Below are 14,305 nucleotides of genomic sequence, written 5' to 3'. Positions count from 1 at the left end.
CGGCCTACTCGCCCGCCAGTAACGGGATGATCGGGGCGAACGCTTCCATCTGCGTCGGGAAGACCCCCACATACGACATCGACGTCTTCTCGCGGACCAGTCGAATCTGGTCTGCGATCTCCTCGAAAGTGCCCACAGCCAGGTATGGAGAGTTCAGCAACTCCTCCACGCTCAGCTTACGATCCACTTCGATGTTCGGCGGAAAACCTTGGCCCAGAGCGGCGATTGCCATCTCGGCAGCCTGCTCTCGGTCGTCGGTGATCATGATCATGGTGATGGTCCAGTTGAGTTCGATCTCATCGAAACGCTCGCCGGCAGCTTCGCGGATGCGCTCGACACGTTCGATGGTCTTTTCCATCGTGATTCCGGAGAGCAGAAGTCGCCCGTCACGGTTGGTCGGTGTGGCGACCGAGATGATGTCCGCGTACTTCGCGGCGAGAGCGAGCATCTTCGGTCCGCCGCCACCGACGATGATCGGCGGCCGCGGGCCCTGCCGCGGTCGCGGGCTGCCCTTGAGACCACGCACCTGATAGTGCTTGCCTTCGAAAGTGCATTCCTGCCCGCGCAGCAGTGTGTCGAGAATCTGCAGAGACTCCTCGAGTTTCTCGATTCGAACGCCGGGGCTTTCGTAGGCGATGCCGCCCTTGTCGAACTCTTCCTTCATCCAGCCTGCGCCGATACCGAGTTCGAGTCGACCACCGGACAGCACGTCGATGGTCGCCGCGTCCTTCGCGAGCACAGCAGGATGACGGAAGCCGTTGGCCAACACGGCAGTGCCGAGACGAATCTTGTCCGTGGCCACCGCGAGCGCTCCCAGAGCGGCAATCGGGCCGACCTGATTACCCAGGTGATCCGGAATCATGAACGAGTCGTAGCCGAGTTCCTCGGCCTTCTGCGCAAGCTTGACGAAGCGTCGCGCACCACCCTCTTCGGCGTTGCCCTCGCCACCGGCCGCAAACCGGAATTTGCGTAGGGCATCGCTGCCGTGGGTGGAACTCATATAACGATTCTCCTGTGATGGACACGTACGTCGTACTCGGACTTCGAAACCGGACAAATCGAACCTACTCGCCAGTCACTTACGTGACAGCACTGTAGAGGAAGCCCCCGGACCGTGCAGCACTCTACCGGGACCAAACGAGCAGATTACCCGCGAGCGAACTCCCGAGACGCCCGATTGTGACGAATCAACAGTGCGGCGGTGACTCAACTGTGGGGCGGCGTCGGCGCGGCGTCGATCTTCTCCGCAGCCCACTGTGCCATCCATTGGGTGGCCGTCGTGCCGTTCGGATCGACTTGGAAGGAGTTGTACATCGCGTGCACAGGGTTGTTGTAGTACTCGAGCAGGCGCGGCGCCGAACTCAGCCAGTTGGTCGGATTGAGAGCGGCGGCCGGAGCGTCGCAGATACCGTCACTGGGCGCGCATATCTGATAGGTCCGATCGTTGAGGTCACCGAACCCGCCGGGCCTCGGGCCGGTCATCGTGAGACCGGGAAGTTTCAGCCCGTTCAGTGACAGCTCGGCACCGACGCCGGCAACGCTCGGGCCAACGGTGTTCCCGAACGCCGGATCGCGCCGACCGTCGGCGATCAGACCGACGCCGAGAACCAGATCGGCCGGTACCGCACCGGTACCGTCACCGATGCTCGCGGCGACGTCACCCGCGATCACCGCGCCCTGGGAAAATCCGGTCAGGACGTAGCTCGTGAGCGGGCACTCGGCGTGCCGCTTCATCAGAAAGTCGTTAGTGGCAGCAGTTCCCGCCGCCCGACTGTTGTTGTAGGACTGCTGTCCGTCCGGCGGGATCGCAACCGGATTCGAAAACTGTGCGACGTACGGAACGGTGTAGACGTCGGCCCTCGAAGTATCGAACTGCTCCTGCAGAGGACGGGTCACGTTCAGCATCAGCGACGCCGGATTGGCCGTCGGGTTGTACGGGTCGTCGGCAGCGCTCGACTCCCACGTACCCGGTATGGCTACTACCTGGACATCGGGGCAACTGGCCGGCTGAGACACCGGCGGCTCCGGACTCGGCGGGATCGGAGTCGGCGAAGGCACCCGCCCGGCCAGGATGTACCAACCGCCGATCACGACCGCTGCGACCACAAGAATGATCAGCAGCGGGATCAGGCACCCACGACGCTTTCCAGACCTCGCCATGACCCGCGCCTACTTGCAGTAGGTGGCGTTGGCGACGTCGACGTAGATCTGAGCGTTCGCACCTGCCTGCTCGGGAGTGATCTGCTTGCCTTCCGCCGACGCTTCCTGGCCGACGAAGGCAGTCACGAAGGTCAGGACCTCGTCGTCGGTCTGAGGACCGGCAGCACAGATGTAATTGGCTGTATTGACGGCGATGCTTCCGTCACCGGCCGGGGTGATGCCCTTCGCCTTCAGTCCGTCGAGGAACTTCTGAGCCTCGGGACTGACCTCGACGACTGTGGGACCCGGGAAGCCTTCGATGCTCTGCGGCTGCTCCGGCGGCGCGGTGGCCGCTGCTCCCGGACTGGTGGGCGCAGCCGACGCCGTCGTGGTCGCAGAGGCGGACGCAGACGCCGAACCGCTCGAGGACGAAGCCGCAGCGGACGTCGTGGTGACCGGATTGGAGGTTGCAGTGGAGTCGTCACTACCGCACGCGACCAGTGCGCCACCCGTGGCGAGCGCCAAGGCGCCGACCGCGATCGCGCGTGCACAAGTGTTTCGGTTACCCGAGAAAAGCGACATCAATGTCCGTCCTTGCCTTCAGTCGAAAGTCCATCAACAGGTTACGCAACGCACGCGGGCGGGCACCGATCCGTGATCGGGCCCGCCCGTCGTGCACCACTGTGAGTTAGTGAACTTCTGTCTTGTCACCGATCACCGTGATGTAGCCGAACTGGAAGTTCTGCTGGACACCACCGGGAATGTCGAACTTGTCACTGATCGGGAATCCGAGGCGGCCGCCTTCGTATCCGACGCTCTTCCAACCGTCGAACAGCGGGCCGTTCTCGACGGACCATGCACCGGTGCCGGGGCTCCAGTAGATGTTGCCGCCCTCGAACTCGGTGAAGCGTCCGTTGTCCTTGATCGGAACCTCGTTCGACTTCGGGAATCCGAGCCAGCCGTTTTCCCAACCGAGTTCGCCGTACTTGCCCATGATCATTCCGAGAACGGCATGAGTTCCGTTGGCGCTGCTATACATCGCGCCGATCTCGAATCCCTGAACCTTGCCGGGCTTGCCGGGGGTCGCGATCTCGTCGGCTGTCGGGTAGCCGAGCGGGCCGCCTTCCCATCCCTGTGCGGACCACTCGGTGAGGATGTCGCCGCTGACGGGGTGAGCGCCGGTCTGCGGGGTCCAGTAGATGGAGCCGTTCTGGAAGTGGTTGAAGCGTCCGCGTCCGTCGGGGGTACCGAGTTCCGGGGTACGCGGGAAGCCGAGCGGGCCGGCCGCTGCTCCGGTGTTCATGTACGCGCCAGCGATACGACCGGCGACAGGCTGGGCGCCCGTTCCACTGGTGAAGTAGATGCGACCGTTGCGGAAGTCCTGTGCCAGGCCACCCGCGACGCTGTACTCGGGGGTGATGCAGTCGCCGATCCAGCCGTTGGCTGCGGCCGTCGCACCGATCGCACCCGAAGTGCCACAAGCCGGCTTCTCGACCTCGACGCCGATGGCGTTGGCCAACTGCGGCCACAGCTGATGAAGCTCGAACTGCCAGTACGGCCACGAGTGGGTTCCGGACGGGCGGTAGTTGACCTGTGCGGGGATACCGAGCTGGTTGAGCTTGGTGGCGAAAGTCTGCGAAGTCAGGCGAGCGAGAATCTCGAGGCCCATACCTGCGTAGTTGGTGCTGACACCGGGAATTCCCGACGGCTGGTCGTAGGGGCCGGTCGTACCGCTACCGCTCGAGACGTACAGGCTGACGCCCTTGAGCTTCTCGGCGAGCGCGTACGGATCATGTGCGGCCCACTGCGGGTTGGACGGGGGTCCCCACATCGCGGCGGAGTTGTATCCACCGGCGTCGGTCATCGCGAACTGGATTGCCTGAGGCATTCCGAGCGAGGTGGTGGTGAGGATGCCGGAGAGCGAAGCGGCGAACTTGAAGAAGCCGGGGTTGCGCGCCGTGAGGAACATCGCGGACGTGCCACCCATCGACAGTCCGACGACACCGCGTGTCTGCGTGGTCCGCCAGTCCTTTTCGAGGATGGGGGGCAGTTCCTTGGTCAGGAACGTCTCCCACTGGTAGTTCTTGCCGTTGTCGGGCTGGAGCCAGTCGGAGTAGAAGCTGGACTGACCGCCGACCGGGAGGATGACGTTGACGTTCTTGTCCGCGTAGAAGGACTCGGCGTCGGTCTCGTAGGTCCAGGCGTTCTCGTTGTCGGTCGCGCGAAGACCGTCGAGCATCCAGACCGAGGGGAAGCTGGCCGACGGATTGACGTTCCAATCGCGGGCCAACAGGATCTGCACCTGAATCGGGGCGCCCATCGCGGGAGAGTTCACCCACAGCGCGACGCGACGCTCGCTGAGCCAGTCGACTTTCGTGACCGCTGCACCGGTGGGGTTCTGGGTGGCGGCCGGTGCGGCCTGAGCAGGTGCCGGCGCGGCTGCCGCGGTTCCGGCCGTGGTCAAGCCCGCGGCGATCGGCAGAACCAGCATCGCTGCCAGTGCGCCGACGACCTTTGTCCGGAAGGTTGCCCGGGACCGGCGACGGTCCTCCGTGGCAAGGCCTACTCGCATGAGCTCACTCTCTTTCCTTACAGTCGGTCCGCGCGTCGATCGTGTGGCCGCCTGAGCAGCCAGACCCCCGTTGAAACTATTTCTACACGCAAACGATCCCCGCTTGGGGTAGCCGCGCTGTTACTGGTGGTGCAATTGTTACTGACATCGGGCGCTTGTGCAGCACCTGAATACACAAGTGCCGTCCCGGTTCTCCTTCGAGGGAGTCCGGAACGGCACTGGTGAAGTGACTAGGTCACGGGATCGCGCACGATCACCAAGCGTTCATGGTGTCGAGGATCTGGCCGCGAGCCTTCCACAGCTCTGCCGACCAGTACGGCCACGAGTGCGTGCCGTTGGGCGGGAAGCTGTAGGTGGCCGGGATACCCAGCGAGTTCATGCGGATCTGGAATGCACGGGTGTTGACCAGAGCGAGAGCTTCGAGGCCCATGCCGTTGGCCGTGTTGTAGTAGTCGATCGGTGCGCGCGGGTGGTCGTATTCACCGGGCAGGCCGCTTGCCGACGAGATGTACATCGACAGGCCCTGCAGACGCGGTGCGAAGACGAACGGGTCGTTGCGCAGCCAGGACGGGCTCCACGGCGGTCCCCACATGGAGTCGACGTTGAAGCGACCGGCATCGAGCATTGCGACGCGGATTGCTTCGCGCATGCCGGGAGCCGAGATGTTCAGGTAACCCGAGAGCGAGCCGGCGAACTTGAACTGGTCACGGTGGTACGCAGCCAGCGTCAGAGCAGCGCTGCCGCCCATCGAGAGACCGAGAACCGCGTTGTTGGTGGGCGAAACGCCGTAGTTCGCGAGGAAGTTGGGGAGTTCCTGCGTGAGGAACGTTTCCCACTTGTACGTGATCTGCTGGCCGTTGAAGTTCGACGGTGCGTACCAGTCGCTGTAGAAGCTGGACTCGCCACCGACGGGCATCACGAGGGTGATGTTGTCGTTCTTGTACTGGTCCCTCGCGTTGGTCTCGAAGCTCCACGCGTTGGCGTCGTTACGCGCACGCAGGCCGTCGAGGAGGTAGAGAGCAGCGTTTCCGCCGCGTGCGGCCCACTGGACCTGGACCTTGATGTTGCCCATCGAGGAGGGCACCCACAGCTCGTCGTATCCGCCCGAGGGAGCGGTGTGGCTCGGAGCAGTGTGCGCGGGCGCAGCAGAGGCGACAGCACTACCGGCAACACCTGCAGCAAGGGGGAGCACAAGTGCTGCGGCACCGATGGCCAACGCTCGGTGCTTGAGGCGCTGGGTCAGCCTCTTTCTGGCAAAACGCATGGATACTGCTCTCTCTCTTCGTCTGCGGAACCCACTCGGTGGAGTGGTTCCGGCGGATTCCGTCGGGGAACAGGCTTTTCTGCCAGCCCGAACGAGTTCGGGTCGGCAGCGGACCTCTTCCAAGTCACACTGCGCTCGCTGGACTTTATGTCACAGGTTCAGCTGTGACAAATAGGTGGACCGTTACGTCCCAGTCTGCGAGCGACGCCGTCTTCACCCCTGGGGGTGATTCAGGTTAGGTGAATCGTCTTCGAGTACATCGTGGTCAATCAATTCGGTGTTACTGAATCGAAATATTCAAACCTTCAACAGCCGGTGATGCTGATCACATCACCGGGGTGGCTCTGGCGGAACGAGCCCGCAGCGTTCCAATTCGTAGGCCGGAACCCGGTCGAATCGGTACTTCGCGAAGTCGAATGCCTGCTGGAAATTCTGCTTGAATCTCGCCCAGGTCAACTCGGAGCGGTACGACGTGAGCAGCTCCTGTGTTTCCGGGCAGGTGATGGCCAGCTTCGCATCGGCAACCCAGTCTTCGTCGAGGAAGAACGGCAGCCACGGGCGAACGTCGATCATTCCCGTATCCGCGACCACCCAGTCCGGATAGAGATTCTTGTCGTGGCCGATCCGGCCGTCCTCGAGTCGCTCGGTGTGAGCGGCCAAGGGGTACGCCAGCCCCATCTGATCGAGCACCCGAACGTCGAGCCCGACGTTCATGCTCGTCATTCCGAGGTTGAGGAAGAAGACCACGTGCTCGGCCGGCTCCTCGAGCGGCCCCGGCGGGGGGACGACGAACCAGGAATCGTAGTTGGCGGACGGCAACAGCAGCCCGCCCTCCGGAGTCCGTGCGATGGTCTCGACCATGGCACGCATCCGTGGATAGTCGAGGTAGTCCTCGGCAAGGATCGGGTGCTTGTGACCGGTGTTGAGGGCGTAGAACGCTCGCTCGTCGACGATTCCCGAGCGCCCCACCACGGACCCTTCGGGCATACCCGTCGTGTTCGCGGCGAAGAAGGCCCAGATGATCGTGCCGATCCACAGCACCGCCGAGACCCCGAAGATCGCGGTGTCTCGGTTGCTCCCGAACGCTGTCCGCGCCGGAACTCGCAACGGAATGACGGCGACCGGGATGAGCAGGCAGAACAGCACCGGCAACAGGACGCGTCCGTGCATGAAGTCACCGCCGACGCGCAGAGAGTAGATCCCGAGAATCAGTCCGCTGCCGAGAATGAACGTGACGACGGCCCGCGGCGTGCGCAGAAACTGTTGAAAGCGCTGCCACAGCGGGCGTGCAGGTCGATCGGTGGTGGTGGCCGGTGCGTCCGCTCGGTTTCGCCACACGAGCAGCAGCGCACCGATGAGCAGGAACAGCAGCGGCAGCCAGAGCAGGTACGGCCCGACGAGGTTCCACAGGTACGCAAATCCCTGCGCCCACTTCGCGCCACCGGCGTCCTTCGACACTGCCGTGTTCGGGTACGGCAGGGCGTAATAGCCCATTCGCCAGATCTGATAGCCCACCGGGACAAGTCCCGCCACGACCACGATCAGTGCGCGAATCTTCCAGGTCAGGCCGGCGGAGAGAACGATCATCATCAACGCGGCGGCACCGGGAATTGCCATCTCGGGTCGGACCAGTGGTCCGAGTCCTGCCACGAACGAGAGAATCAGGATCGACGCCGTGGACGGCGTCGACGCCTGCGCCCACCGAACGAGCAGTAGCCATAAGAGCGCGATCCAGAAGATCACCAAGCACGTCTCGAGGCCGGAAGTGGCGAAATCTCGCGCAGGCGGAACCGCGATGTAGACGAGAACACCGGCCGGTACCAGCAGGATCGTTCCGCCCGCCGACGGCCGTACGCCTCGGTACAGACGACCGGTACCGAGCATCGCCAACACGACGGCAGCAGTCGAGAGTACGAGCGCGATCGTCAGAACGACGTATTCGAGGCGGATCTGCGTGAGCCAGCTGAATGCGTAGACGATGTACGTCCACGCGGTACTCGTGTTCGCCTCGACGCGCTCACCCGCGTTGAAGACCGGGCCGTTCCCCGCGAGCAGGTTGCGGACGGTTCGCAAGACGATGAGTCCGTCGTCGGCGATCCAACGACGCTCCCACGCACCCCAGAACATGAGGGCAGCAGCAAGCACCACCCCGCCGAGAAAAACTCCTCGACTGAGGGTGGTGCGGTTCGCCGCAGTGTCGACGTGCGGGTCGGCCTCGGTGCGTGGCTCAGACGAGGTAGACAGCGACACCCACTACTCCGATCCACGCAATCGCGAGGAGTTGCAGCACCCGGTCACCGAGCGCGATCTCCTCAGGCTCTCCGGCTTCGCCGCCGTCGACGTCCACCGCGTATCGCAGCACCGCGATGGTGAACGGCACCATCGAGATGGCGTACCAGTTGGTGCCCTTGATGGCGTCCTGCTGGAACGCCCACAGTCCGTAGCAGAGGACCAGCGTCGTCGCTGCCATCGTCCACACGAAACGCAGGTACGTCATCGTGTAGCTCTCGAGGGACTTACGGATCTTCGCGCCGGTCTTCTCGGCCAACTGCAGTTCGGCGTAGCGCTTGCCTGCCGCCATGAACAGTGAACCGAACGCCATCATCAGCAGGAACCACTGCGAGAGGTCGATCTCGGCGGCAACGCCACCGGCGATCGCTCGAAGCAGGAAGCCGGACGAGACGATGCAGATGTCGATCACGGCCTGATGCTTGAGACCGAAGCAGTAGGCGAGCTGGATGACGATGTACACGCCCATGACCACGGCGAGTTGCCAGTTGGCCAGGAACGACAGTCCGATCGCACCGGCCAGCAGCACGACTGCCATGCCGTACGCGATGTTGACGGGTAGAACTCCGGCCGCGATGGGACGGAAACGCTTCGTGGGGTGAGCGCGGTCGGCTTCGACATCCATCGCGTCGTTGACGAGGTAGATGCCCGATGCCGCCATACAGAACACGACGAACGCCAGCGCGACGGGCAACAGCACGTCGGCTTCGGTGGCGGTTCCGGCCGCGATGGGCGCTGCCAGCACAAGGACGTTCTTGACCCACTGACGTGGGCGAAGCGCCTTGACGATGCCGGCGGGCAGGGACTTCGGGGGTCCGCTGACCGTAGCCGGTTCCTCGCTCATTTATCTCCACATTTCTGTTCGGCTCTGGCTTCTTCGACCCGGCGAACTACCGCCGCGGATGCGGCTCCCAGTGCCGCTCCGGCGAGTACGTCGGTCGGGTAGTGAACTCCCAGGACCAGACGCGAGAGCATCATCGGGGGCACCAGCAACGCCGGTAAGGGTAGCCCGGTGAGCCGACCGATCAGCACAGCCGCCGCCGTCGTCGACGTCGCGTGTGAGGACGGGAAGCTGAGCTTGCTCGGTGTCGAGACGTTGACCTGCACCGAAGGGTCGGAAGGTCGCTTGCGCCTGACCACTCGTTTGATCACGACGGAGGCGGCGTGTGCACCGAAAGCTCCGACGGCTGCTCCGGCCCATTCACGTCGACGCGGCTTGTCCACGGCAGCTCCGACGGCAGCGATCGCGATCCACCCGAGGGAGTGCTCACCGAAGTGAGACATACCGCGAGCGACCTTCACTGCTCCCGGAAGCTGCCCGACGGTCGATTGAATCCCGGCCAGAATCTGTACTTCAGGAGATGCCGAAGACACGTTCCCACCTTTCCGTGCTGGTCAGTGAAGGAACGGCGTCCTGGTACTGCTTCTTGAGCTCAGGGAAACGTGCGGCGAGTTCGCGGCGCAAACGCATGGCTTCCTTGAGCAGTTCGAGGGCCTGCTTGGGGTTGCGCTTGCGGTAGACCACGCCGCGGCCGTCGGCGGTGGTGACGGTGACGCCGTCGACCTGCGAGAGCAGGTACCACCGGGCGTCGATGGTCGGCACGTTGAGCTGAGGACGCTCGTGATGCTCGGAGTGCGCAGGCTTGAGGTTGTGTACCACGGCCTTGCCGACGCGGACGATTTTCGCGACGGGGTTGGTCGGCGCGCTGACGTCCCCGACCTCCGCGCCGGAGGGCAGCGGTAGTGCGGTTGCCGAGGACACCACGACAGCGTCGGGATACTCCTTGCGCTGCGCATGGACCTCACCGAGTGCGGTGGGCAGCATGTTCGCGACGTGTTCCGGTCCGGCGAGGAAGTCCGCGATGGCCTTGTTCTGGATCGCAACGGTGGAGTACTCGAGGCACAGCAGGTGCTTGAGAGTCGCCTTCACCGTGTTGACGACCAGGCCGCGGCCGTTGCCCGGCATGTGGAGCGCGGCCACCACCAGACGGTTACGGAGGTGGAAGTACGCCTGCCAGTCGATGGCGTCGTCCTTGTCGCTCCACGCCATGTGCCAGATCGCGGCACCGGGCAGCGTGACGGTCGGGTATCCGGCTTCCTTTGCGCGCAAACCGTATTCGCAGTCGTCCCACTTGATGAACAGCGGCAGCGGTTGCTTGAGCTCTTCCGCGACCTGGCGCGGGATCATGCACATCCACCAACCGTTGAAGTCGACGTCGATGCGGCGGTGCAGGAGTTTCGAATCACGTAGCGAATTCTTGGAGAAATCGTGATCGTATTCGACGTTCGGCGCCGCAGACCACATGAAGATCCCGCGGTTGACCACTTCACCCATCACGTGGAGGTGGCTGCGTTCCTGCAGGTTGAGCATCTGCCCACCCACCAGCATCGGAGACTTCGCGAAGCGCGAGAAGGCAAGCGCACGCAGGATCGAGTCGGGTTCGATCTCGATGTCGTCGTCCATGAACAGGATGTGCTGGCACTGCGTGGTCTTGAGCGCCTCGTACATGATTCGGCTGTATCCGCCGGAGCCGCCGAGGTTGCCTTGATCGTGAATGGCGAGCCGATCACCAAGTGCTGCAGCAGCTTCGGCGAACCCGGGCTCGTCACGCACCTTACGGGTGCCCTGATCCGGCATGATGACGGCCTTGATCACATCCGACACCAGAGGATCCGACGACAATGCAGCCAGCGCCTTGACCGCATCGGTCGGGCGATTGAACGTCGGAATACCAACGGCGACCGTCGCCTCACCGGGAGCCTCGACGGGCGCGTACCAGCCGCCGCTCTCGACGACCACTGCCGTGTCGGTGGTGATGTCGAACCAGATCCAGCCGCCGTCCTCGAACGGCGCCAGTTCCACCTCGAGTTCCACCGCGGCATCACCGTCGGCAAATTCCTTGCCTTCCACGTGAATTCGCGAGGAGTCCGCCTTGGACCGGTAGACATCCACGCGACCGTGTCCGGACAATTCGAGTCGAAGGACCACAGAGTTCAGGATCGACCAGCGACGCCAGTAGCTGGCGGGGAACGCATTGAAGTAGGTGGCGAACGAGACTTCGGTCTCGGCGCCGAGCGCTACGGACGTCCGCGAGGTGGAGTGCGCCCGACGACTGTTGGTCGAAGCTTCCTCCAAGTACAGCGTGCGGACGTCGAGCGGTTCGCCGGCGCGGGGAAGGATGATCCGAGAGAGCAGGGACTTACCGAGGTAGGTCACCTCGTCGCCGGTGACGGCTTCTTCGCCTTCGAGTAGATGACGTGCGTTCATTCGCTCTCCCCTGCCAATTCCGCACCCGATTCGAGATGCGGGCGCAGGGTGTTCTCGAACATGGTCAGCGCGCTGGCGATCGCCATGTGCATGTCCAGGTACTGGTAGGTGCCGAGCCGTCCACCGAAGAGGACCTTGTTCTCCGCGGTCTCCTTCTTGGCGCGCGAGCGGTACGCGGAGAGCTTCTCGCGGTCCTCGGGGGTGTTGATCGGGTAGTACGGCTCGTCCGTCGACTCGGCGGCACGTGAGAACTCACGCATGATGACGGTCTTGTCGGTCGGGTACTCGCGCTCCGGGTGGAAGTGACGGAACTCGTGGATACGGGTGAACGGCACGTCGGCGTCGTTGTAGTTCATGACCGGGGTGCCCTGGAAGTCTCCGGTGGGCAGAACCTCGGTTTCGAAGTCGAGGGTGCGCCATCCCAGCGCACCTTCGGAGTAGTCGAAGTAGCGGTCGAGCGGGCCCGTGTAGATGACAGGTGCGTCGGGGCTCGCGGCGCGCAGTTCGTCGCGGACGTCGAAGTAATCGGTGTCGAGACGGACCTCGATCTTCGGATCCTTCGCCATGTTCTCGAGCCACGCCGTGTAGCCGTCGACGGGCAGGCCCTCGTACGTGTCGTTGAAGTAGCGGTTGTCGAAGTTGTAGCGGACCGGCAGGCGGCTGATGTTCGCCGCGGGCAGCTCGGTGGGGTCGGTCTGCCACTGCTTTGCGGTGTAGTCGCGCACAAATGCTTCGTAGAGCGGGCGCCCGATCAGGGAGATCGCCTTCTCTTCGAGGTTGGAGGCATCCTTCGAATCGATCTCGCTGGACTGCTCGGCGATGAGGGCACGTGCTTCCTCGGGCGTGAAGTACCGGCCGAAGAACTGCGACACGAGGCCGAGCCCCATCGGGAACTGGTACGCCTGTCCCTTGTGCAGCGCGAAGACGCGGTGCTGGTAATTCGTGAACTCCGTGAACTGGGTGACGTAGTCCCAGACCTTCTTGTTGGAGGTGTGGAACAGGTGGGCACCGTACTTGTGGACCTCGATGCCGGTCTCCGGCTCAGCCTCCGAGTATGCGTTCCCCCCCAGGTGGTGACGGCGATCCAGCACCAGCACGCGCTTACCCAGCTGGGTAGCGGCACGCTCGGCGATGGTCAGCCCGAAGAATCCCGAGCCGACGACGATCAGGTCGTACTGGGCACGGGCGGTCTCTGAATTTGCAGCGGTCACGATGAACCAGGGTATCGGACCTGTTCGGAAGCCGAGGGTTGGATGCGTCACCAGGGACTATGGCCCTTGCTTCCTGATTTCAGCATCTTTGGCGGGTACTGCTCGAGAATTACTTGGCAATACCAACGATTGTCTTGCCAATCATTGGTCACGCTGCTTATATTTTGGGAACAGTGACCATCAAGAGAATTCGAGGGAGATCATCGTGATCCAGGAACTGTCGTATATCGGAGTCGCGTCACCCAGAGCTGAGGACTGGAGAAGGTACGGAACGGGACTTCTGGGCGCGAAACTGTCACCAGACGGACCGGATGGCGCAATCCGGCTCGCAGTAGACGACGTCAACTATCGAATTGCCGTCCACCCCGGCAAGGTAGACGAATTCCTGTATGCCGGTTGGGCAATGGCCAATGAATCCGATCTTCACTCGTTTGCCGCACACCTCGACCGGAGCGGCATCACGCTGCACTACGGCAATCCCGACCTGCTCGCCGAGCGGCAAGTCGCCGAACTCGTGTGGTTCACCGACCCATGGGGAACTCGCCACGAAATCTCGTGGGGAAAGGCATCGACGCCACTGTCGTTCACACCGGGTCGTGTCATGCGCGGCGGATTCGTGACCGGAGATCAAGGCCTGGGCCACATCGTTTTACAGGTACCGAATATCGAGGAAGCCAACAAGTTCTATGTGGATGTGCTGGGATTTCGACTCTCGGACCGGGTCACCGACGATCAATTCACCGTGCGCTTCTATCACGTCAACGGACGTCATCATTCACTCGCGCTGGCCGAATATCCCGGCCACGTCGGCTTCAACCACCTCATGCTCGAAGTCGAATGCATGGACGATCTCGGACGCCTGATCGATCTTCTCGACAGCCACGACACCGAGGTCATGCAAACACTGGGGCGCCACACCAACGACCTGATGACATCGATCTACATCGGCAGCCCGTCCGGTCTCCAGATCGAGTACGGGTTCGGTGGACTCACCGTTGACGATCTGAGTTGGGTGGCAAGAACTTACAACCAACCGAGTTATTGGGGCCACAAGCGTCCAGCCAAGACGAGCAAAAGAATACCCGGAATCATCAGGCCTCTGACGGCCGCGCCGTCGGCCCCGTGAGCTTGGCGGATACGACCGTCAATGTCTCACGTTCCTGATCGGTCAACGACTCGAAAACCTCTTGTTCGACGGCGTCGAGGGCCTCATCGCCCTCGATCAACTTCGCTACTCCGGAGTCCGTGATCGAGACGACCTGCCTACGCCGATCAGATTGATCACGTTCGCGCACAACGTATCCTGACTCCTGCAGACTGTCGAGATAGGCAACTATGTCACCGGGGTCGACCACCACTCGGGAAGCAAGCTCCTTTTGATGGCATGGGCCGAGCTCGTCAAGTGTGCTGAGAATGGCGTGATGATTGGGCAGCAGTCCGGCGTGAGACAAGGCCTCTGCGTATGACTGCCTCACGCGGAGTGCGGCTTTGACCAAGCCGTACCCGATTCGACTCGAAAGCGGCCTGCCGGAGAGCGATGGCGTCGATTCGGTCGCAGGCAT

Annotated in this window: 12 protein-coding genes; 1 reads left to right on the top strand and 11 read right to left on the bottom strand. The window is 63.0% G+C overall.

All coding sequences use genetic code 11. From position 1 onward, the window contains the following. Positions 1 to 4: 4 nt before the first annotated feature. The 10 genes from G8767_RS21875 to glf form a co-directional block, all read right to left on the bottom strand. Entirely contained in the window at positions 5 to 1,000 is a 996-nt protein-coding gene (locus G8767_RS21875; RefSeq protein ID WP_095969490.1) for an LLM class F420-dependent oxidoreductase, read from the bottom strand. A gap of 206 nt (positions 1,001 to 1,206) precedes the next feature. Further along, positions 1,207 to 2,160 carry a cutinase family protein gene (locus G8767_RS21870; protein ID WP_166811741.1) on the bottom strand — a complete coding sequence of 318 codons (954 nt, stop codon included), beginning with the start codon at positions 2,158 to 2,160 and terminating at the stop codon, positions 1,207 to 1,209. Between the two features lie 9 nt (positions 2,161 to 2,169). Next, complete coding sequence (locus G8767_RS21865; protein ID WP_095969488.1) at positions 2,170 to 2,721, bottom strand: DUF732 domain-containing protein; 552 nt, start codon at positions 2,719 to 2,721, stop codon at positions 2,170 to 2,172. A gap of 106 nt (positions 2,722 to 2,827) precedes the next feature. Next, the gene (locus G8767_RS21860) at positions 2,828 to 4,711 is read right to left on the bottom strand and encodes an alpha/beta hydrolase-fold protein (protein ID WP_095969487.1); all 1,884 of its coding nucleotides are present in this window, start codon (positions 4,709 to 4,711) and stop codon (positions 2,828 to 2,830) included. Positions 4,712 to 4,964: 253 nt separating this feature from the next. Next, complete coding sequence (locus G8767_RS21855) at positions 4,965 to 5,975, bottom strand: alpha/beta hydrolase family protein (RefSeq protein ID WP_166811739.1); 1,011 nt, start codon at positions 5,973 to 5,975, stop codon at positions 4,965 to 4,967. 330 nt (positions 5,976 to 6,305) lie between these two features. Next, entirely contained in the window at positions 6,306 to 8,225 is a 1,920-nt protein-coding gene (zomB, locus tag G8767_RS21850) for a flagellar motor control protein ZomB (RefSeq protein WP_124566856.1), read from the bottom strand. After that, on the bottom strand, positions 8,203 to 9,108 hold the full coding sequence (locus G8767_RS21845; protein ID WP_003943808.1) for a decaprenyl-phosphate phosphoribosyltransferase: 906 nt from the start codon (positions 9,106 to 9,108) through the stop codon (positions 8,203 to 8,205). The genes zomB and G8767_RS21845 overlap by 23 nt, the downstream gene beginning before the upstream one ends. Then, complete coding sequence (locus G8767_RS21840) at positions 9,105 to 9,638, bottom strand: phosphatase PAP2 family protein (RefSeq protein WP_003943893.1); 534 nt, start codon at positions 9,636 to 9,638, stop codon at positions 9,105 to 9,107. The genes G8767_RS21845 and G8767_RS21840 overlap by 4 nt, the downstream gene beginning before the upstream one ends. Further along, entirely contained in the window at positions 9,619 to 11,532 is a 1,914-nt protein-coding gene (locus G8767_RS21835; RefSeq protein ID WP_095969484.1) for a glycosyltransferase, read from the bottom strand. Before G8767_RS21835 ends, G8767_RS21840 begins: the two co-directional genes overlap by 20 nt. Then, positions 11,529 to 12,743, bottom strand: coding sequence for a UDP-galactopyranose mutase (glf, locus tag G8767_RS21830; RefSeq protein WP_095969483.1), 1,215 nt, complete (start codon positions 12,741 to 12,743; stop codon positions 11,529 to 11,531). The genes G8767_RS21835 and glf overlap by 4 nt, the downstream gene beginning before the upstream one ends. 205 nt (positions 12,744 to 12,948) lie before the next feature. Between glf and G8767_RS21825 the strand changes: the two genes are divergently transcribed. Further along, positions 12,949 to 13,869, top strand: coding sequence for a VOC family protein (locus tag G8767_RS21825; RefSeq protein WP_172436510.1), 921 nt, complete (start codon positions 12,949 to 12,951; stop codon positions 13,867 to 13,869). Here G8767_RS21825 and G8767_RS21820 read toward each other — a convergent pair. Beyond that, on the bottom strand, positions 13,835 to 14,305 hold the full coding sequence (locus tag G8767_RS21820) for a MarR family transcriptional regulator (protein ID WP_095969481.1): 471 nt from the start codon (positions 14,303 to 14,305) through the stop codon (positions 13,835 to 13,837). The two genes, G8767_RS21825 and G8767_RS21820, sit on opposite strands and share 35 nt — an antisense overlap.

This window comes from Rhodococcus sp. IC4_135 (assembly GCF_011602025.1).
Taxonomy (GTDB): Bacteria; Actinomycetota; Actinomycetes; order Mycobacteriales; family Mycobacteriaceae; genus Rhodococcus_F; species Rhodococcus_F baikonurensis.
The sequence above is the reverse complement of the archived record's forward strand: the minus strand, read 5'-3'. Positions and strand labels throughout refer to the sequence as shown.

Excerpts from the sequence above, each read along its gene's own strand:
- G8767_RS21875 (WP_095969490.1), bottom strand. The coding sequence starts at position 1,000 with ATGAGTTCCACCCACGGCAGCGATGCCCTACGCAAATTCCGGTTTGCG.
- G8767_RS21870 (WP_166811741.1), bottom strand. The coding sequence starts at position 2,160 with ATGGCGAGGTCTGGAAAGCGTCGTGGGTGCCTGATCCCGCTGCTGATC.
- G8767_RS21865 (WP_095969488.1), bottom strand. The coding sequence starts at position 2,721 with ATGTCGCTTTTCTCGGGTAACCGAAACACTTGTGCACGCGCGATCGCG.
- G8767_RS21860 (WP_095969487.1), bottom strand. The coding sequence starts at position 4,711 with ATGCGAGTAGGCCTTGCCACGGAGGACCGTCGCCGGTCCCGGGCAACC.
- G8767_RS21855 (WP_166811739.1), bottom strand. The coding sequence starts at position 5,975 with ATGCGTTTTGCCAGAAAGAGGCTGACCCAGCGCCTCAAGCACCGAGCG.
- G8767_RS21845 (WP_003943808.1), bottom strand. The coding sequence starts at position 9,108 with ATGAGCGAGGAACCGGCTACGGTCAGCGGACCCCCGAAGTCCCTGCCC.
- G8767_RS21835 (WP_095969484.1), bottom strand. The coding sequence starts at position 11,532 with ATGAACGCACGTCATCTACTCGAAGGCGAAGAAGCCGTCACCGGCGAC.
- G8767_RS21820 (WP_095969481.1), bottom strand. The coding sequence starts at position 14,305 with ATGCCTGCGACCGAATCGACGCCATCGCTCTCCGGCAGGCCGCTTTCG.